The sequence below is a fragment of the Alloyangia pacifica genome (assembly GCF_003111685.1).
Classification (GTDB): domain Bacteria; phylum Pseudomonadota; class Alphaproteobacteria; order Rhodobacterales; family Rhodobacteraceae; genus Salipiger; species Salipiger pacificus_A.
The window spans coordinates 1412590-1429980 of the sequence record NZ_CP022189.1; the positions used below are offsets into that span (position 1 = coordinate 1412590).

General features: G+C 67.5%; 17 protein-coding genes. 10 read left to right on the forward strand and 7 right to left on the reverse strand.

Translation table 11 applies throughout. The annotated features are described in order from the left end of the window. Positions 1-104: 104 nt before the first annotated feature. The 3 genes from CEW88_RS06785 to CEW88_RS06795 form a co-directional block, all read right to left on the reverse strand. Positions 105-1184, reverse strand: a complete 1080-nt coding sequence (locus CEW88_RS06785) for a 2Fe-2S iron-sulfur cluster-binding protein (protein WP_108965314.1) — start codon at positions 1182-1184, stop codon at positions 105-107. Further along, positions 1184-2419 carry an aromatic ring-hydroxylating oxygenase subunit alpha gene (locus CEW88_RS06790; RefSeq protein WP_108965316.1) on the reverse strand — a complete coding sequence of 412 codons (1236 nt, stop codon included), beginning with the start codon at positions 2417-2419 and terminating at the stop codon, positions 1184-1186. Before CEW88_RS06790 ends, CEW88_RS06785 begins: the two co-directional genes overlap by 1 nt. A 454-nt stretch (positions 2420-2873) precedes the next feature. Beyond that, positions 2874-4505: a thiamine pyrophosphate-binding protein gene (locus tag CEW88_RS06795; RefSeq protein ID WP_108965318.1), complete on the reverse strand. Its 1632-nt coding sequence runs from the start codon at positions 4503-4505 to the stop codon at positions 2874-2876. Between the two features lie 166 nt (positions 4506-4671). Here CEW88_RS06795 and CEW88_RS06800 point away from each other — a divergent pair, with 166 nt between their 5' ends. Together CEW88_RS06800 and dusA are read left to right on the forward strand one after the other, a co-directional pair. Then, complete coding sequence (locus CEW88_RS06800) at positions 4672-5142, forward strand: Lrp/AsnC family transcriptional regulator (protein ID WP_108965320.1); 471 nt, start codon at positions 4672-4674, stop codon at positions 5140-5142. A 117-nt stretch (positions 5143-5259) separates the two neighbouring features. Next, positions 5260-6264, forward strand: coding sequence for a tRNA dihydrouridine(20/20a) synthase DusA (gene dusA / locus CEW88_RS06805; RefSeq protein ID WP_302664662.1), 1005 nt, complete (start codon positions 5260-5262; stop codon positions 6262-6264). A gap of 6 nt (positions 6265-6270) precedes the next feature. Here dusA and CEW88_RS06810 read toward each other — a convergent pair whose 3' ends face one another. From CEW88_RS06810 to ccmI, 3 genes are all read right to left on the reverse strand, one after another. Further along, positions 6271-6489 (reverse strand): DUF1289 domain-containing protein, encoded by a 219-nt coding sequence (locus CEW88_RS06810; protein WP_108965322.1) that lies wholly within the window; start codon positions 6487-6489, stop codon positions 6271-6273. After that, positions 6489-6962 (reverse strand): Holliday junction resolvase RuvX, encoded by a 474-nt coding sequence (gene ruvX, locus CEW88_RS06815; RefSeq protein ID WP_108965324.1) that lies wholly within the window; start codon positions 6960-6962, stop codon positions 6489-6491. Before ruvX ends, CEW88_RS06810 begins: the two co-directional genes overlap by 1 nt. Positions 6963-7064: 102 nt before the next feature. Next, positions 7065-8339 carry a c-type cytochrome biogenesis protein CcmI gene (ccmI, locus tag CEW88_RS06820; protein ID WP_108965326.1) on the reverse strand — a complete coding sequence of 425 codons (1275 nt, stop codon included), beginning with the start codon at positions 8337-8339 and terminating at the stop codon, positions 7065-7067. A gap of 241 nt (positions 8340-8580) precedes the next feature. On the opposite strand from ccmI, the gene CEW88_RS06825 reads away from it, so the two are divergent. After that, complete coding sequence (locus CEW88_RS06825) at positions 8581-9825, forward strand: sarcosine oxidase subunit beta family protein (RefSeq protein WP_108965328.1); 1245 nt, start codon at positions 8581-8583, stop codon at positions 9823-9825. 32 nt (positions 9826-9857) lie between these two features. Here CEW88_RS06825 and CEW88_RS06830 read toward each other — a convergent pair whose 3' ends face one another. After that, positions 9858-10283, reverse strand: coding sequence for a hypothetical protein (locus CEW88_RS06830; RefSeq protein WP_108965330.1), 426 nt, complete (start codon positions 10281-10283; stop codon positions 9858-9860). Between the two features lie 296 nt (positions 10284-10579). On the opposite strand from CEW88_RS06830, the gene CEW88_RS06835 reads away from it, so the two are divergent. The 7 genes from CEW88_RS06835 to cobA all read left to right on the forward strand — a co-directional run bounded on the left by CEW88_RS06835 (position 10580) and on the right by cobA (position 17322). Then, complete coding sequence (locus tag CEW88_RS06835; RefSeq protein WP_108965332.1) at positions 10580-10975, forward strand: hypothetical protein; 396 nt, start codon at positions 10580-10582, stop codon at positions 10973-10975. Between the two features lie 144 nt (positions 10976-11119). Beyond that, positions 11120-11443, forward strand: coding sequence for a sarcosine oxidase subunit delta (locus CEW88_RS06840; RefSeq protein WP_108965334.1), 324 nt, complete (start codon positions 11120-11122; stop codon positions 11441-11443). A gap of 82 nt (positions 11444-11525) precedes the next feature. After that, the gene (locus CEW88_RS06845; RefSeq protein ID WP_108965336.1) at positions 11526-14564 is read left to right on the forward strand and encodes a sarcosine oxidase subunit alpha family protein; all 3039 of its coding nucleotides are present in this window, start codon (positions 11526-11528) and stop codon (positions 14562-14564) included. Then, complete coding sequence (locus tag CEW88_RS06850) at positions 14557-15141, forward strand: sarcosine oxidase subunit gamma (RefSeq protein WP_108965338.1); 585 nt, start codon at positions 14557-14559, stop codon at positions 15139-15141. Before CEW88_RS06845 ends, CEW88_RS06850 begins: the two co-directional genes overlap by 8 nt. Positions 15142-15215: 74 nt before the next feature. Beyond that, on the forward strand, positions 15216-15722 hold the full coding sequence (locus CEW88_RS06855) for a hypothetical protein (RefSeq protein ID WP_108965340.1): 507 nt from the start codon (positions 15216-15218) through the stop codon (positions 15720-15722). A gap of 89 nt (positions 15723-15811) precedes the next feature. Beyond that, positions 15812-16411 carry a superoxide dismutase gene (locus tag CEW88_RS06860; RefSeq protein ID WP_108965342.1) on the forward strand — a complete coding sequence of 200 codons (600 nt, stop codon included), beginning with the start codon at positions 15812-15814 and terminating at the stop codon, positions 16409-16411. A 158-nt stretch (positions 16412-16569) separates the two neighbouring features. Next, complete coding sequence (cobA, locus tag CEW88_RS06865) at positions 16570-17322, forward strand: uroporphyrinogen-III C-methyltransferase (protein ID WP_108965344.1); 753 nt, start codon at positions 16570-16572, stop codon at positions 17320-17322. Positions 17323-17391: the final 69 nt, after the last annotated feature.

The window sequence follows — 17391 nt, forward strand, 5'->3', positions numbered from 1 at the left end:
GCGGCCTCGCCTTGAGGCGGCACGGTTCATCCCCCTGACAGTGACGCAAAAGGCCGCCGCGATCTCTCGCGGCGGCCTTTGCAATTTGCGTCCGAAGCAGCCCGTCAGGCCTCGACTTCGACCTTGCCGATGGGGTGCGAACAGCAGGCCAGCACGTAGCCCTCGGCGATGTCGTCCTCGGTGATGCCGCCGTTGTGCACCATGTGCACCTGGCCCGAGGTCTTCTTGATCTTGCAGGTCCCGCAGACGCCGAAGGTGCACCCCGAGGGAATGTTGAGCCCGGCCGCACGCGCGGTGGCGAGGATCGTGTCGGTTTCCTTGCAGGTCTGGACGACCCCGGAGGTCGCGAAGCTGACCTCGGCCTTCGCGTCCTCGGGCACGACGTCGCCCTCGGTCGCATCGCGGTCTTCCTCCTCCAGCGAGGGCTGGAAGCTCTCCTGGTGGTAGTGGTCCATGTCGAAACCGAGACCGGCCAGCGCGTCGCGCACCGCCTGCATGAAGGGCTCGGGACCGCAGCAGAAGACCTCGCGCTCGAGGTAGTCGGGCGCGGTCAGGCCCAGCATGAGCTGGTTGAACATCCCCTTGTAGCCGGTCCAGGGCTGGAAGCGGTCGCCTTCCTCCACCACCCAGCGCAGCTCGATGCCGTCGATGCGGCTGGCGATATGCTCGAGCCGCTCGCGGAACACGATGTCAGAGGGACGCTTGGCGCAGTTCACGAAGACCACGTCGGGAATACGCCCGAGGTCGTACATATAGGTGACCATCGACATCATCGGAGTGATGCCCGAGCCCGCCGAGATGAACAGGAACTTCGCTGCCGGGTGATGGTGCGAGGTGAAATGCCCCGCCGGTCCGAGCGCCTTGATCCGCATCCCGGGGCGCAGGTTGTCGAGCATCCAGCGCGTGCCGATGGAATTGGGCTGTGCTTTCACCGTGACGGTGATGGAAAGCGGCCGCGACGGCGAGGAGGAGATCGTGTAGGTCCGGTAGAGCGGCCCGCCCGGCACCGGCAGTTCGAGCGTGACGAACTGGCCGGGCAGGTAGGAAAACAGCGCGCCCGAGGGGGCCACGAAGCAGAAGGTGCAGACGTTCGGCGCCTCGGGGATGACCGAGACACATTCCAGCATCTCGGCATCGTTCCAGTAGCGCACGGCGGCAGAGGGCAGGGAGCTGTCCGCCGCCATTATTCCGCGGCCATCCGTGCGGGGGCGAGACGCTTGCCGAGCGTGGTGCAATACCAGTCGACGAACTGGTTCACACCGTCCTCGTGGCTGGCCGAATAGGGGCCGGGCTCATAGGCGGGCGAGTTGATGCCCTGCTGGTTGTCCTCGACCACGGTGCGGTCCTCGTCGTTGGTGTGTTCCCAGACGGTGATGAGGTTTTCCAGATCGTAATCCACGCCCTCGACCGCGTCCTTGTGCACGAGCCAGGTGGTCTGCACTTCGGTCTCGGTCGGGCTGATCGGGGTCACGCGGAAAGTGATCGAGTGATCCGACAGAAAGTGGTTCCAGGTGGTTGGGTAGTGGTACTTGAGCAGCGTACCTGCATCGAGGAAGGGGACCCGGCCAAGGCGCTTTTGCACCGCGATCTTGCCGTTCATCGTGTAGCTCTCGGCGCCATCGAGCAGCGGCATCCGCGCGAGGCGATACTGGCCGTCCTCGGACAACCGGAAGCGCGACGGGGCGCCTGCAGCCTCGAGCCGGTTGAAATGCGCCTCGACCTTGGGCGGGAAGGTGCCGTCGGCGGAGACCCCTGTGATCGTGGGATCCTCGGGATAGGTGCGGCAGAGCGACGGGTGGTTGCCGGCGCAGTGGTAGCACTCGCGATTGTTCTCCCAGACGAGCTTCCAGTTGCCGTTCTCGATGATGGTGGACTGATGCGCCACCTTGGCTTCGGTGAGGTCGTGCACGGCGAGATAGGGCTCGGCCATCTTGGCAAAGGTGTCGAAATCGGGCGCCTCGTCGGCAAGGCAGATGTACACGAGGCCGGCGACCTCGCGGCAATGCACCGGCTTCAGACCATGCGCCGAGGCGTCGAAATCGCTGCCCATGTCGCGCGCCCACAGCAGGCGGCCGTCAAGCTCGTAGGTCCACTGGTGATAGGGGCAGACCAGCTTGGCGACCTGACCCGAGGCGGCCTTGCAGATCACCGAGCCGCGATGGCGGCAGGTGTTGTGGAAGGCGCGCACCGAACCGTCCGGCCCGCGCACGATCACCACGCGATAGGGGCCGACCTTCTGTGTCACGTAGCTGCCGGTCTTCGGCAGCGCCACCACGGGCGTGGCGAAGAGCCATTCGCGGTACCAGATCTGCTCGAGATCCTGCGCGTAGATGCCGGGATCGGTGTAGAAGGCCTGTTCGAGGGCGTGGCCGGGCTTGCGGCGGCTCAGCAGGTCGAGGGTCGTGGCGTCAGCAGTCATGGCCGAACTCCGTAGGCCGGGCGCGGGGCCCGTGCGGGTCTCATGCAGAGAAGCGGCCGGCGTCCGGCCTTTCCTCCACGGTGGTGCGTCCCGCCGAGCCGGCCCGTCCGCGCGTTGAAATCGCGTCGCGAAAGTCGGGCCGGATCGGGCGATCTACGGCAAGGAATATCGTGCCCGCGACGATTCTGAGGGCTGGATGCGACATGGTGGGTTTCGAAACAGACTTGCAGCAGAATTCCGCGTCGGGGTGTTTCTGCGTTGCAGCAGGTGCTGCCTGAAAATACGGCAGAGTTGAATCGTTTCGCTGCGGTTGCAGGGTGTTGCCACGGCGGGTCCGGTGGCTGCTTGCGCAGCAGGCGCGCGGCTTATCCAGTGGCCGGGCGCGAGGGAATTGCGCCCGGCCATAGTGGGGGCAGCGTCCCGCCGGACTGCGACGCTGCTTGACCGGTTCGGATCAGATCCGCATGCGCGGGACATCGTTCGGATCGAGGCGCAGCTCGATCAGCAGAGGGCGATCGCGGGACTCGATGGCGTCGATGGCGGCCTGCAGCTCGTCGTCCGAGCGGACGAGGATGCCCTTGCCGCCGAGCGAGGTTGCCACCTCGGCGAAGCAGGGCCAGTCGAACTGTGTGAGGCCCGGGTCCATCTTGCGGTCGATGAACTGGATGTGTTCGGCGCCATAGGCGCTGTCGTTGCACAGGATCACCACCATGTCCTGCTTGAGCCGCACCGCGGTGTTGAACTCGCCAAGACCGCCCATCATGAACCCCCCGTCGCCGGAGAAGAGCACCACCGGCCGGTCGGGCGCCGCCACCGCGGCGCCGATTGCCTCCTGCAGGCCGAGCCCGATGGAGCCGAAGTTGGCGGTCACCACGAAGCTGCGCGGATCGGGGGCCGAGATGCGGCACCAGACTTCGGTCATGAAGCGCCCGCCGTCGGTGACGAGGATGCGGTCCTTGGGCAGGGCCTCTTCCAGCCGCTCGAGCGCCGCCACGTAGTTGACGCTGGCCTCGGGGGTCTTGTTGACGCGCGCGGGCGGATGGCGGCGCAATTCCTCGCCGTTGAGCTCGGCGGTGAAGCGGCTGCCGGGAATCTCGGCCTCGTCGAGCCAATGCACGAAGTTGTCGGCGGTGAGCCCCGCGTCGGCGATCAGCGCGGCGTCGGGGTGCAGGGTCCGGCCGATGGCGCTGCGGTCGCTGTCGATCTGCACCAGCCGCTTGCCCGCCAGCAGCTTGCCGCGGTCGGTGGTGAACTCGTGCAGCGACGCGCCGAAGCTGATGATGCAGTCGGACTTGCCGATGACGTCATAGGCGGCAGGGGTGCTCAGCGTGCCGAAGATGTCGATGTCATGCGGGTGGCCGCGGAACAGGCCCTTGGCCTTGAGCGTGGTGGCAAGCGGCGCCTCGAGCCGGTCGGCGAGGCGGATGATCTGTTCGCGGGCGTCATACGCCCCGGCTCCGGCGAGGATCATCGGCCGCCGCGCGCTGGCGATCATGCCGATCGCCTCGTCAAGCGCCTCGCCTTCGGGCACGAAGCTGCGGGTCTCGAAAACACTGAGCACGTAAGGCTCATAGGGGGCTTCCTGCCACATGAACTCGGCGGGCATGTTGAGCACGATGGGACGACGCTCGACCTTGGCGCGGTAGAAGGCGCGCGCGACATCGCGCACCGCCAGCTCGGGCGAGCGCATCTGCTCGAAGCCGGCGCCGGTCGAGAGCACGACGGCGCGTTGGTCGATGCCCTGCAGGTGGCGCGGGTTGGCGACGGGCGTGTCGCCCGCCAGCAGCACCATCGGGATCTGTCCACGCGCACCCTCGGTCAGCGCGGTCACGCAATTGGTCAGGGCAGGGCCATGAGTGACCGTGGCGACGCCCACCTTGCCGGCGACATGCGCGTAGGCCAGCGCCATCAGCACCGAGCTGCCCTCATGCGCCGCGGGCACGAAACGCCCGCCGCAGCCACGCGCGAAATGATCGGCAATGAAGAGGTTGGCGTCGCCCATCAGGCCGAACATCGTGTCGATCCCATGGTCATGTACTGCTTGCGCGATGGCCTGATGCACATGGGTGGGGCCGGCGTCGAACATCTTTTCACTCCCGTTTGTCATGGGCGCAGGATAGCGCGAAGGTGCTGCAAGAGGTGTGCAATTGCATGCAGCGCAAGACGAAGATATGCGTTTTGGTGCGCATGAAGTGATGCTACATGCGTGAAACGTGCATCATTAAGCCCAAACCTGCGCGAGGTGACCTGCCATGCCGCTCGACCGCTACGACCGCCTGATCCTCGACGCGCTGCAAAAGGACGGGGCGCTCACCAATGCGCAGCTCTCCGAGCGTGTGCATCTCTCGGCCTCGCAATGCTCGCGCCGTCGCGCCGCGCTCGAGTCCGCAGGGGTGATCGAGGGGTACCGGGCCCGGCTCAACGCCGGAAAGCTCGGGCTTGGAATCCGCGTCGTGGTGCGGGTGAACTTGCGCACTCATGCCAAGACCGCCGACATGGATTTCTCGGCCTGGATCGAACGCCAACCGGAGGTCCAGGCGGCCTTTTCGGTCTCGGGTGACGCCGACTACGTGCTGCACGTGCGGGCAAGCGATCTCGAGAGCTTCTCGAACTTCCTGCACGAGCGGCTGCTGCTGCGCCCTGACATCGCGCAGGTGCGCTCGGACTTCGTGCTGAAGACGCTGAAGGACAGCGACGCGCTTGACCTGTCAAACCTCGGTTGACCCGGCGGCGGCCTTTGGGGTTCCATTTTTCTGCGCCAGGATGTAGGAGCGCCGCTTGCGACGCCGGAGCGTTCCGGCGGGATGATTGCATAAGCCCAAGGCTGCCGGAGGCCCGACGTGACGACCCCTGAGAAATCGACCCTTCACGCGGCTGCCCGCTTGAGCGTGGCCCCGATGATGGACTGGACTGATCGGCACTGCCGTTACCTGCACCGCATCCTCTCGGGGCAAACGCTGCTCTATACAGAGATGGTCACCTCGCCGGCGCTGGTGCGTGGTGGCGCGCTGCACCTGCTCAAGTTCGACCCCTCCGAGCACCCGGTGGCGCTTCAGCTCGGGGGCTCGGATCCGGTCGAGCTGGCGCAGGCGGCAAAGCTGGGGGCCGAGGCGGGGTATGACGAGATCAACCTCAATTGCGGCTGCCCCTCGGACCGGGTGCAATCGGGCACCTTCGGGGCGGTGCTGATGAAGCACCCCGAACTGGTGGCCGACTGCGTCGCCGCGATGCGCGCCGCCGTTGACGTCGAGGTGACAGTGAAATGCCGCATCGGTGTCGACGAGCAGGAGCCGCGCGAGGTTGTGCCGGACTTTCTCGAGAAGATCGCCGCGGCAGGTTGCGAGAGGGTGACCATCCACGCCCGCAAGGCCTGGCTGCAGGGACTGAGCCCCAAGGAGAACCGCGATGTCCCGCCGCTCGACTACGAGCTCGTGCACGCGATGAAGGCGGCCTTCCCTCAGTTGCACCTGTCGATCAACGGCGGCGTGCAGAGCCTCGACGAGGCCGAGGCGCATCTGGCGCGTGGGCTCGATGGGGTGATGATCGGCCGCTCGGGCTACCATACCCCCTGGGACGTGCTGGCGGAGGCGGACGCGCGGATCTACGGCAGCGCGCGCGAGACCGTCTCGCCCGACGCGGCTGTCGCCGCGATGGTGCCCTACATCGAGCGTCACATTGCCGATGGCGGGCGGCTACATCAGGTCACGCGCCACATGCTCGGGCTTTTCGCAGGTCGCCCGGGGGCGCGCAAATGGCGGCAGGTGCTGTCGGAGAAAGCCTCGCGCGAGGGCGCTGGCACCGAGGTGCTGGACGAGGCGCTGGGGCGGATGCGCGAGGCGGCCTGAGCCGCCTCAGCTTTCGCGTTTGAGCCGACCCGCCCGGCCGCCGCGGCGCTGGCGGAGCAGCGCCTTGCGCTCAGGCAGCTCCTGCATGATGGCGCGGCGCTCTTCCGGGGTGTAGCCCGCCCAGCCGGCGATCTCGTCCAGCGTGCGCAGGCAGCCGGTGCAGAGCCCGCTCTCGCGGTGCACCACGCAGATGTTCACGCAGGGCGTTTCGACAGGCCCGCCCATCAGCCGGTCCGCAGGTGCCGAAGCCGGTCGAGCGCGCCCTGAAGGATGAAGCTCGCGGCCACGTGGTCGATCAGCTCGGCGCGCTTCTTGCGCGAGGTGTCGGCCTCGAGCAGCGCCCGCTCGGCAGCGACGGTGGAAAGCCGCTCGTCCCAGAAGCCGATCGGCCCGTCCCAGAGGTTCGACAGGTTGCGCGCGAAGGCGCGGGTGGATTGTGCACGGGGCCCCTCGGAGCCGTCCATGTTGCGCGGCAGCCCGAGGATGATCCCGCCGATCTCGCGGCTCGTGACGATCTTCAGCAGCGCCATGGCATCGAGGGTGAACTTCTTGCGCTTGATCGTCTCGGTCGGCGTTGCCACCGAGAGCAGCCGGTCCGAGAGCGCCACGCCGATGGTCTTGGTGCCGAGGTCGAGCCCTGCGATGGCCTGCATCGGCGGCAGGGCGGCGGCGAAGTCGGAGATGTCTTCGTGGATCATCGGCGAGGTCCTCTGGGGTGCTGCGCTGTCCCTACCTCAGGCGTGGGTCCGAGGGAAGGGAGCGCCCCGGGACATTACCCCCTGGAAGGAAGGGCGGGCGCGTCACTCGGTGGCAAGACCGGCGCGGGCGGCGCCGGCGCGGACGGTGTCGAGGGCCTCGGGGCGGGTGGCAAAGACCTGCTGGGCCTCGGTCCAGATAGCGGCGGCGCGGTCGGTCTGGCCGAGCACGCCGAGCGCGGTCAGCAGCCGGGCCCATTCCTCGGGGCTTCCGCCCTGACTGGCGAGGCGCTCGGAGAGCGAGTCGACCATACCCTCGATCATCGCCTGGCGGTCGGCCTCGGACATTTCGGAGGCGGCCTGCATGTCCCCGGCGCTGGGGCCGGGCAGGGCGGGGGGGGTCTCTCCCCGGAGCGCCGCGCTGGCGACATCGGGCAAAGCGTAGTCATTGATCCCGGCGCGGAGCGCCAGCTCGGAGATCTGTGCGGCAATTGCGGGCACCCAGGGTGCGTCGGGCGGGCTGTCCCGCAGCAGCGTGTCCCAGATGCGGAAGGCGCTGTCCGGGCGCCCGGTCTGGGCCATCATCAGACCGCCGTAGTAGCGCGCGACGCCGTTGTGCGGATCGCGCTGCATCACCTCGTCGAGCACGGTCTCGGCCTCGGGCGAAACGTAACCACCGGCGGCCAGCACGAGCATGTCGGCCAAATCGGCGTAATCCGAGGCGCTGGCCTCTTCGCCGCGCAGCTCGATCACCCTGCGCTGCGCCGCATGGGCCGCCGGGTAATTGCCGAGCGCCGCCTCGGAGCGCGCGAGCAGCGCCTGACCCTGCAGATCGTCCGGCCGCGCGGCGACGGCCTCGCGCAGGCGGGTGACAAGCTGAGCGTATTCCTCGGGGGCGTCCTCGAGCGGCGGGCTGGCCGCGGACGCCTCGGCCTCGGCCTGAGAGGGGCGGCTGGCGCGCAGCTCTTCGGCGGCCTCGATGCGGGTGCCGAGCGACAGATCGCCGTAGCCCGGTGCGCCGAGCTGCAGGTAAAGCGCGTAGCTGCCGCCGAGCAGCGCGAGCAGCACGAGGCCGGCGGCGATGCGGCGCGGGCCGGAGCGGGCGATCCCGGTGCCACGGCCGCCAGGGGCGGGCTGATGCGCGCGGCTGTCGGCGGCCAGGATGCGGCGCGAGACCTCGGTGCGCAGCCGCTCGGCCTCGGCCTCGCCGATGGTGCCGCGGGCGCAGTCGCGGTCGATCTCGGAGAGCTGGTCGCGGTAGACCTTGAGGTCGAACGCCTCGGCCCCGGCGATCTCGGCCTGGCCGCGCAGCAGCGCCAGCAACAATGGTGCCGAGACAGCCAGAACCGCCAGCGCGGTCACGATCCAGAATGTGGTCATTAAAACTCTCCCCTTCTTGCCATTGTGTAGCCGCGCGGCGCGCGGGAAAAAAGAGGCAAGGGGCGCGGCATTTGGGCCGCTCTCGGGGCTGTGACTCCTGGCCTGGGGGAAACGGATGCGCCGGGGCGCGTCCGTTTCCTGCCGATCGGGCAGGGTGTTGGCGCCCGGGAGGTTGCAGATGGCTTCGGCTCGTGCAGGTATCGGGTAACCCGAAGGGACAACAGGGGCGGATTCGACGACCATGAAACGCTATTCGGTTTTTGCAATCGCTCGCGAGGCCATGCGATACCACACCGGCTGGGGTCGCGCCTGGCGCAAGCCGGACCCCAAGCGGCGCTACCAGGTGGTGATCGTCGGGGCGGGTGGCCACGGGCTCGCCACCGCCTACTACCTCGGCAAGAATTTCGGCATCACCGATGTGGCCATCCTCGAGAAGGGCTGGCTCGGCGGCGGCAACACCGGGCGCAACACAACGATCATCCGCTCGAACTACCTGCAGGATCCCTCGGCCGCGATCTACGAGAAGGCGCGCGCGCTCTACGAGGGGCTGAGCCAGGAGCTCAACTACAACGTCATGTTCAGCCCGCGCGGCGTGATGATGCTGGCGCAGACCGAGCACGAGCTGCGCGGCTATCAGCGCACGGTGCACGCCAACCGGCTGCAGGGGATCGAGACCGAGATGATCGGCCCGCGCGAGGTCAAGCGGCTCTGCCCGATCATGAACGTCGACGGGCCGCGCTACCCGGTGCTGGGCGCGCTGTGGCAGGCGCGCGGCGGCACCGCGCGGCACGACGCCGTGGCCTGGGGATATGCGCGGGCCTGCTCGGACATGGGCATGGACATCGTGCAGAACTGCGAGGTCACCGCGGTGCGCTCCGAGGGCGGCAAGGTGCAGGGGGTGACCACCACCAAGGGCGAGATAGACTGCGACAAGCTCGGTATCGTGGTGGCGGGGCACTCGGGTGTCATGGCCGAGAAGGCCGGCTTTCGACTGCCCATCGAGTCGGTGGCGCTGCAGGCTCTGGTCAGCGAGCCGATCAAGCCCTGCATGGACGTGGTGGTCATGGCCAATACCGTGCATGGCTACATGAGCCAGTCCGACAAGGGCGAGATGGTGATCGGCGGCGGCACCGACGGCTTCGTCAACTACACCCAGCGCGGCTCCTTCCAGCACATCGAGGAGACCGTGCGGGCGCTGACCGAGACCTTCCCGATGATCAGCCGCCTCAAGATGCTGCGGCAATGGGGCGGCATTGTCGATGTGACCGGCGACCGCTCGCCGATCCTGTCGAAGACGCCGCTCGAGAACTGCTATCTCAACTGCGGCTGGGGCACCGGTGGGTTCAAGGCGATCCCCGGCTCGGGCTGGGGCTTCGCCGAGTTGATGGCCAAGGGATATTCACCACTGACCTCCGAGTTCGGCCTCGAGCGCTTCCGCGAGGGGCGGTTCATCGACGAGAGCGTCGCGGCCGGGGTGGCGCATTGAGCGCCCGCGCGAGGGCCGCTGCCGCGCCGGGCTCAGTGCCCGGGCGTGCTGCGCGGCAAGGTGACCGGCAGCGGGCCGGCGAGCTCCATGAGGCCGGCGTGTCCGCCCTGTGCGCCGTGCCCGTCGTTGCAGGGCGGGCGCCAGCTCTGGATGAACTCCTGCGCCACGGCCTGTCGATCCTCGGGCCGCGACAGGGCCACCGCGCCGATGGCGTCAAAGCCCAGCTCGTCGGCCCGCGCCCAGGGCCCGCCTGGAAGCTTGTCCCGCGCAAGCCGCGCACCGAGCGCACAGGTCTCGCCGACATAGAGGATCTGCGCCTGCACGGCGCGCCCCTCGGGCAGCCGCAAAAGCATGTAGACCGCGCCTTCCTCCGCCAGCTCGGTGTCGCGGGTGAACAGCTCCACCGGGTAACGCCGTCCGCGATGGCTGGTCAGGGTCGTTGTCAGAAGTCTGCTCATGGGGCCTCGTCTTGCTCGGGGGTCGTCTTGTTGCTTTCGGGAACCGCGCGCCACGCAGGGCAGGGGTATCTCCGCTGTTTTCCGACGATAGGGTCGTTCCGGCTACAAACAGGGATCGGCGACCACCGGGCGGTGAATACCTCGTGTAAAGCGGCGCCACGCCGGGAATTGAGGCGGGCCGCAGGGGCCTCTGCCTCATCGATAGGCGGAAAACTGAGCATGCCTCGGGGGCGCGGGAACGGGCCGCGCGGCATGGACGTTCCACTTCCAGTCACGAAATGCACTGGAGAAGAGCCATGTCCGACTACACCACAGATACGCGCAATACCCGCACGCCCCGCCCCGAGCCGCGCCCGGTGCACGACCACACCACAACGACCACGACGACCACGACCAAGAGCGGCGCAGGCGCCGGGATGGCCTTCATCCTCGGCATCGTCGTTGTTGTGCTGGCGGTGCTCGCCTGGGCCATGTTCGGGGGCGATGACGCCGCGACCACGACCGCACCCGCCGATGACGTCAACGTCACGATCGAGGACGGTACCGCGTCTTCCGGCACCGCAGCTCCCGTCGAGACTGCCCCGGCAGAGCAGGCTGCACCCGTCGAGACCGCTCCGGAAGCCGCACCCGAGGCTGCTCCCGAGGCCGCTCCGGCCACGGACGGCGCTGCCGAACAGACCGGCGGCAACTGATCCGCGCCGCGCCCCTCGGGGCGTGACGCCGCACACGTTTGGAAGGCCCGGCCCCGTTTTCGCGGCCGGGCCTTTTGCGTGTCCGCGTCTCGCGGCACAAGGTCTCGCCACCACACCCTGTCGAAATCGAAATGGAGAGGCCGCATGCTGATGCTCACCTGTCCCTGTTGCGGCCTCGAGGCCGCGGAGATCGAGCTTGCCCCGGGCGGCGAAGCGCATCTGAAGCGTTTCGGCCCGGGCAGCAGCGATGCGGAACTGGAGGGGTACCTGTTCGCCCGCCACGCGGCGAAGGGGCCGGTGCTGGAACGCTGGCGCCACGCCTATGGCTGCGGCAAGTGGTTCCTCGCGGCGCGCGACAGCGTGACCATGGAGGTCTACGGCACCTATGCTGCGCGGCTCCCCGAGCCGCCCGAGGAGGTGCTCGCCCGGATCCGCGCCCGCCACCCCGGCTGGCAGCTGCCCGCATGAGCCTTCTTCTCTTTCAAAATACGCCCGCGCCCTCCCTCTCAAAGGGATGTGACACTGGGCACACCCGCACGAGGTCCAGCAGATGAGCACCCGTCTGGCCAAGGGCGGTCGTTTTCTCGACCGCTCCCGCAAGATCCGTTTCACCTTCGACGGCGTTGCGATGAGCGCCCATCCCGGCGACACGCTCGCCTCGGCGCTGATCGCCAATGACCACCTTCTGGTGGGGCGCAGCTTCAAGTACCACCGCCCGCGTGGGGTGATCGCCTCGGGCGCGGAGGAGCCGAACGCGCTCGTCGGGCTCGGCGCGGGACCACGCTTCGAGCCGAACCAGCGCGCGACCACCACCGAGCTCTTCGACGGGCTCACCGCTGAAAGCCAGAACCGGTGGCCGAGCCTCGAGCAGGACGTGGGCGCGGTGAACGCGGCCTTGTCGCGTTTTCTGCCGGCGGGCTTTTACTACAAGACCTTCCTTTGGCCGCGTGCCTTCTGGAAGCACCTCTACGAGCCTTTCATCCGCCGCGCGGCGGGGCTTGGCAAGGCGCCGCACCCGGAGAGCCGCGATTCCGACAGCTACGAACATTTCCATGCCCATGTCGATGTGCTGGTGGTCGGCGGCGGGGTGGCCGGGCTGCTGGCGGCGAAAGTGGCGGCCGAGAGCGGCGCGCAGGTTCTGCTGATCGAGCAGTCTGCCCATTGGGGCGGGCGGGCGCCCGTGGATGGCGGCACGATCGACGGCATGACGCCCGAAGCCTGGATCGCGCAGACATTGGCGGAACTCGACGCGCTGCCGAACCTGCGCCGCGTTGTGCGCTGCATGGGCGCGGCGGTGCAGGACCACGGTTACGTGCTTGGCTACGAGCGGCTGACCGACCACGCGCCGGGCACCATCGGGCCGCGTCACCGGCTCTGGCGGATCCGGGCAAAGCAGATCATCGCCGCCACCGGTGCCATCGAGCGCCCGCTGAACTTTGCCGGCAACGACGTGCCGGGGGTGATGCTGGCCTCGGCGATGCGCGATTACGTGGTCAACTACGGCGTGACGCCCGGCCGGCGGGTCGTTCTGCTGACCAACAACGACGATGGCTACCGCACGGCTCTGGTGCTCCACGAGGCGGGTGTCGAGGTGGTTCGCGTGCTCGATGCACGGCCCATGGGCGGCGGCAAGCTGATGGAGCGGGTGCGCGAGATCGGCATCCGCGTCGATCCTGGGCGCGCCATCGCCAAGGTCAGCGGCGGCAAGCGGGTGCGAATGGTGCACAGCTGCCTTGCGGACGGGATGGGCAACGTGCTCGAGGACATCCCCTGCGACGCGGTGGCCATGTCGGGCGGCTGGTCGCCGGTGGTGCATCTTTGGTCTCATTGCGGCGGCAAGCTTCGCTGGGACGAGCCGGGGGCTTTCTTCCGTCCCGATCCCGAGCGCGCGGCGACGGGCGCCGATGGTCTGCCCATGGTCGTCGTGGCGGGCTCGGCCAATGGTGAGTTTGCCCTGAGGAGCGTGCTTGAAGATGCCGTAAAGGCGGGGAAAAACGTCGCTCTTAACGTTGGGTGTGAAGTTGGGAAAATAGGAGCACCGGTCGGAGAGTCGGAACCGGAGGCTGCGCTCCTGCCGCTCTGGATCGTGCCCGCAAAGGCGACGCCCGATCTGCGGATGAAGGCCTTCCTGGATTACCAGAATGATGTGAAGGTTTCGGACCTCCAGCTTGCTGCCCGCGAGGGCTACGAAAGCGTTGAACACGCCAAGCGCTACACCACTCTCGGCATGGCAACAGATCAGGGTAAGCTTAGCAATATCAATGGTCTTGCGGTGCTTTCTGAGACATTGGGTGAGGCGATTCCCCAGGTCGGCACCACCACCTTCAGGCCGCCTTACACGCCGATCTCCTTTGGCGCGATCACCGGCGAGGCGCGGGGCGAGCTGTTCCAGCCCCTGCGCCGCACACCGATGGATGCCTGGCACGACGCCAATGGTGCCCAATGGGAGCCCGTGGGCCATTGGCGCAGACCCTATTGCTATCGCCGTCCCGGCGAGACCACCGAGATGGCGGTGAACCGCGAGATCCTCGCCACCCGCCAGAGCCTTGGCCTGCTCGACGCCTCGACGCTGGGCAAGATCGTGGTGAAAGGGCCGGACGCAGGCAGGTTCCTCGACATGCTCTACACCAACATGATGAGCACCTTGCCGATCGGAAAGTGCCGCTACGGGCTGATGTGCACTGAAAACGGCTTCCTGATGGATGACGGCGTCGTCGTGCGGCTCGCCGAGGACACATGGCTTTGCCACACCACCACGGGCGGGGCTGACCGGATCCATGCTCACATGGAAGATTGGCTGCAATGTGAATGGTTTGACTGGCGAGTTTACACCGCCAACGTGACCGAGCAATACGCGCAGGTCGCGGTGGTCGGCCCCGAGGCGCGCCGGCTTCTGGAAAAGCTCGGCGGGATGGATGTCTCGAAAGAAGCGCTGCCTTTCATGACCTTCGCCGAAGGCACGCTCGGCGGGTTTCCGGCGCGCGTCTACCGCATCTCCTTCTCGGGAGAGCTGAGCTACGAGGTAGCGGTGCCCGCCCATCTGGGCCGCGCCTTCTGGGGAAGGCTGCTCGAACTGGGCGCGGAATGGGATGTGACTCCCTATGGCACCGAGGCGCTTCACGTGATGCGGGCCGAGAAGGGCTTCATCATGATCGGCGACGAGACCGATGGCACGGTGATCCCGCAGGATCTGAACCTCGGGTGGGCACTTTCGAAGAAGAAGGACGACTTCCTCGGCAAGCGCGCGCAGGAGCGGGTGCACATGGCCGATCCGAAGCGCTGGAAGCTGGTCGGCCTCGAGACGCCCGACGGCGGCGTGCTGCCAACCGGCGCGCTCGCCCTCGCGCCGGGCAAGAACGCCAACGGTCAGCGCAATACGCAGGGGCGGGTGACCTCCTCCTACTTCTCGCCCACGCTGGGTCGGGGCATCGCCATGGCGCTGGTGCTCGACGGGCCGCAGCGGATGGGCGAGGAACTCACCTTCACCACCGACGACTACGACGCGGCCGACGAGGCGAAGACGACCTTGAAGGCCACGATTGTCGATCCGGTCTTCTACGATCCCGAGGGGGCAAGAAACGATGCCTGAATTCAGTCTTGAGCCGATGAGCCCGCTGATGGGCGCCATCTCCCAAGGCGCGCTGACAGTGCGCGAGGAGGGGCCGACGGGGATGATCGCCCTGCGTGGCGACCTTTCCGATCCCGCCTTCACCGCGCCGGTCGAGGCGCTGGCGGGCTGCCGGGTTCCTGGCGTTTGGCAATCCAGCGGCAGCGACACCCGTGGGCTGCTGTGGATGTCGCCGGACGAGCTTTTGCTGCTCATGCCCTATGGCGACGCGCGCAGCGCCGCGCCGCAGCTTCAGGCCGAGCTCGACCGGCAGACCGTGTTCGCACTGGTGCAGGACGTGTCGGACATGCGGGTGCGGCTTCGGATCGAGGGTCCGCAGATGCGCGAGGCGCTGGCGCGGCTGACGCCCGCCGACGTCTCGCCCTCGGCATTGTCCGTCGGGAGCCTGCGCCGCACCCGCATCGCCCAGGTTGCGGCTGCGATCCACGTGCTCTCGGCCGAGCAGGCTGAGGTCTTCTGCTTCCGGTCCGTGGCAGACTACGCCTTCCGGCTGCTGAGCGGCGCGGCGCGAAATGCGCCTGAATTCGAATATTTCTGAGCCGCCCCGCATTGCACCCGGAGCCCGGCACCCGTAGCGTCGGCCACGGCGACGTTTCAGGAAGGGGCGAACGGATGAGAGTATTTGCGCGGTCCGTTGCCCTCTGCCTGGGCCTTGCCTTTCCGGCGGCGCCGGCGGCGGCGGACTCGGTGCCGGAGCGGCTCTTGTTGGCGGTCGAGGAACCCATAGCGGGCCAATTGGTCTCGAAGCAGTCCGTGGGCTACCTGTGCCAGCTCGACGTGCCCTACAGCCAGCGCTGGGTGCCGCCGATCCTGTTCATTGCCCATGATCCTGAAACCGGGCGGGTGGTGATCTCGGATCCTATCGCGCTCTTTCACAACGCCGGGCTGCCGGTGCTTGGCAAGCGCGCCTCCGAGACCGCCGATCGGATCAGCTTCACCTGGAATTACCCCGTCGGCGTGAACGCGCAGCAGACCCGAAAGATGCTTTATCGCGCCAGCATCGACAAGGCGAGCGGCAGGGCCACGGTCACTGCCATCCCGGCGGGATTTGATTCGGTGTTTCAGGCAGATGGTCGATGCGAGGCGCAGCCGCTCGAGGAGCTGTCCGCACAGCCCTGAGTGCAATGGTACACCATACTTCGCTTGACCTCGCCGATGGCAGGTCTAGGAATACTGGCAATCTCACCGACAGGCGAAAGGAAACGCATATGTCCTTCGAACTTCCCGATCTTCCCTATGCTCACGATGCGCTCGCGTCCAAGGGCATGTCCAAGGAAACGCTGGAGTATCACCACGACCTGCACCACAACGCCTATGTCACCACGCTGAACAAGCTGGTCGAGGGCACCGAATGGGCCGACAAGTCGCTGGAAGAGATCGTCAAAGGCACCTATGAGGCCGGCGCGGTTGCCCAGAGCGGCATCTTCAACAACGCCTCGCAGCACTGGAACCACAGCCAGTTCTGGGAAATGATGGGCCCAGGCGAGAACGCCATGCCGGGCGAGCTCGAGAAGGCGATCACCGAGTCCTTCGGCACCTTCGACAAGTTCAAGGAAGAGTTTTCGGCAGCGGGCGCCGGCCAGTTCGGTTCGGGCTGGGCGTGGCTCGTCAAGGACACCGACGGTGGTCTCAAGATCACCAAGACCGAGAACGGCGTGAACCCGCTCTGCTTCGGCCAGACCGCGCTGCTCGGCTGCGACGTGTGGGAGCACTCCTACTACATCGACTTCCGCAACAAGCGCCCGGCGTACCTGGCGAACTTCCTCGACAACCTGGTGAACTGGGAAAACGTGGCCTCGCGCCTGTGATCTCCTGACCCAGCTTGAAATTTCGACGCCCCGTGCAGAAAGGTGCGGGGCGTTTTCCTTTGGCGGGGGCCGGCTGCCGGCGCGACAGGGACGTCTTGCACCGCTTCCTCCGGCGGCGTAGCACGGGGCGCACCGCTTACGCCGCATACGGAGGCCCCATGCCCGGTTTTGTCAGTTTCGTCTCCTCGGGTCCCGGGGATCCCGACCTGCTGACCGTGCGGGCGCTGAAGTGCCTTCAGAAGGCCGATGCGGTGCTCTACGACGACCTTGCCTCGGGACCGATCCTCGATCTTTGCGCCGAGGGCACCGAGATGGTAGCCGTCGGCAAGCGCGCAGGCTGCCCTTCGCCGAAACAGGAATTCGTCAGCGCGCTTCTGGTCCAGCACGCGCTGGCGGGCCAGCACGTGGTGCGGCTGAAATCGGGAGATGCGGGCATCTTCGGGCGGCTCGAGGAAGAGATCGCCGCGGTGACCGAGGCGGGGCTGCCCTTCGAGGTGGTGCCGGGTGTGACCTCGGCTTCGGCCGCGGCTGCGGCGGCCGCCATGCCGCTCACACGCAGGCTCACCGCGCGCCGGTTGCAGTTTGTCACGGGCCATGACGTGACCGGCGCATTGCCCGAAGAGATGAACATGGCCGCGCTCGCCGATCCCGAGGCGGTGACCTGCCTCTACATGGGGCGGCGCACCTTCTCGAAGCTGGCCGAGAGGCTGATCGCCGCCGGCATGCCGCCGGAGACGCCGGCGCTGATGGCCGAGAACGTCAGCAAGGAGGGCCAGCGCATGGTCTCCTCGACCGTGGCTGACCTGGGAGAGGCGCTGCGGGAGGCGCCGAGCCGGGCGGTTGTGATGATCCTCTACGGTGCGCTCGGCACGCCCGTGCTCGACGCGGCGGAGCGCACGCCTCCGGCCTGAGACCGCCCTGACGCAACGTTCCGTGCTGCTGCGCTGGACGCGGCGCGGTCGCTGCGGTTCAACTCCGCC

Coding starts and splice junctions, on each gene's coding strand:
- CEW88_RS06785 (WP_108965314.1), bottom strand. CDS start 1,184: ATGGCGGCGGACAGCTCCCTGCCCTCTGCCGCCGTGCGCTACTGGAAC.
- CEW88_RS06790 (WP_108965316.1), bottom strand. CDS start 2,419: ATGACTGCTGACGCCACGACCCTCGACCTGCTGAGCCGCCGCAAGCCC.
- CEW88_RS06795 (WP_108965318.1), bottom strand. CDS start 4,505: ATGTTCGACGCCGGCCCCACCCATGTGCATCAGGCCATCGCGCAAGCA.
- CEW88_RS06800 (WP_108965320.1), top strand. CDS start 4,672: ATGCCGCTCGACCGCTACGACCGCCTGATCCTCGACGCGCTGCAAAAG.
- CEW88_RS06810 (WP_108965322.1), bottom strand. CDS start 6,489: ATGGGCGGGCCTGTCGAAACGCCCTGCGTGAACATCTGCGTGGTGCAC.
- ruvX (WP_108965324.1), bottom strand. CDS start 6,962: ATGATCCACGAAGACATCTCCGACTTCGCCGCCGCCCTGCCGCCGATG.
- ccmI (WP_108965326.1), bottom strand. CDS start 8,339: ATGACCACATTCTGGATCGTGACCGCGCTGGCGGTTCTGGCTGTCTCG.
- CEW88_RS06825 (WP_108965328.1), top strand. CDS start 8,581: ATGAAACGCTATTCGGTTTTTGCAATCGCTCGCGAGGCCATGCGATAC.
- CEW88_RS06830 (WP_108965330.1), bottom strand. CDS start 10,283: ATGAGCAGACTTCTGACAACGACCCTGACCAGCCATCGCGGACGGCGT.
- CEW88_RS06835 (WP_108965332.1), top strand. CDS start 10,580: ATGTCCGACTACACCACAGATACGCGCAATACCCGCACGCCCCGCCCC.
- CEW88_RS06840 (WP_108965334.1), top strand. CDS start 11,120: ATGCTGATGCTCACCTGTCCCTGTTGCGGCCTCGAGGCCGCGGAGATC.
- CEW88_RS06845 (WP_108965336.1), top strand. CDS start 11,526: ATGAGCACCCGTCTGGCCAAGGGCGGTCGTTTTCTCGACCGCTCCCGC.
- CEW88_RS06850 (WP_108965338.1), top strand. CDS start 14,557: ATGCCTGAATTCAGTCTTGAGCCGATGAGCCCGCTGATGGGCGCCATC.
- CEW88_RS06855 (WP_108965340.1), top strand. CDS start 15,216: ATGAGAGTATTTGCGCGGTCCGTTGCCCTCTGCCTGGGCCTTGCCTTT.
- CEW88_RS06860 (WP_108965342.1), top strand. CDS start 15,812: ATGTCCTTCGAACTTCCCGATCTTCCCTATGCTCACGATGCGCTCGCG.
- cobA (WP_108965344.1), top strand. CDS start 16,570: ATGCCCGGTTTTGTCAGTTTCGTCTCCTCGGGTCCCGGGGATCCCGAC.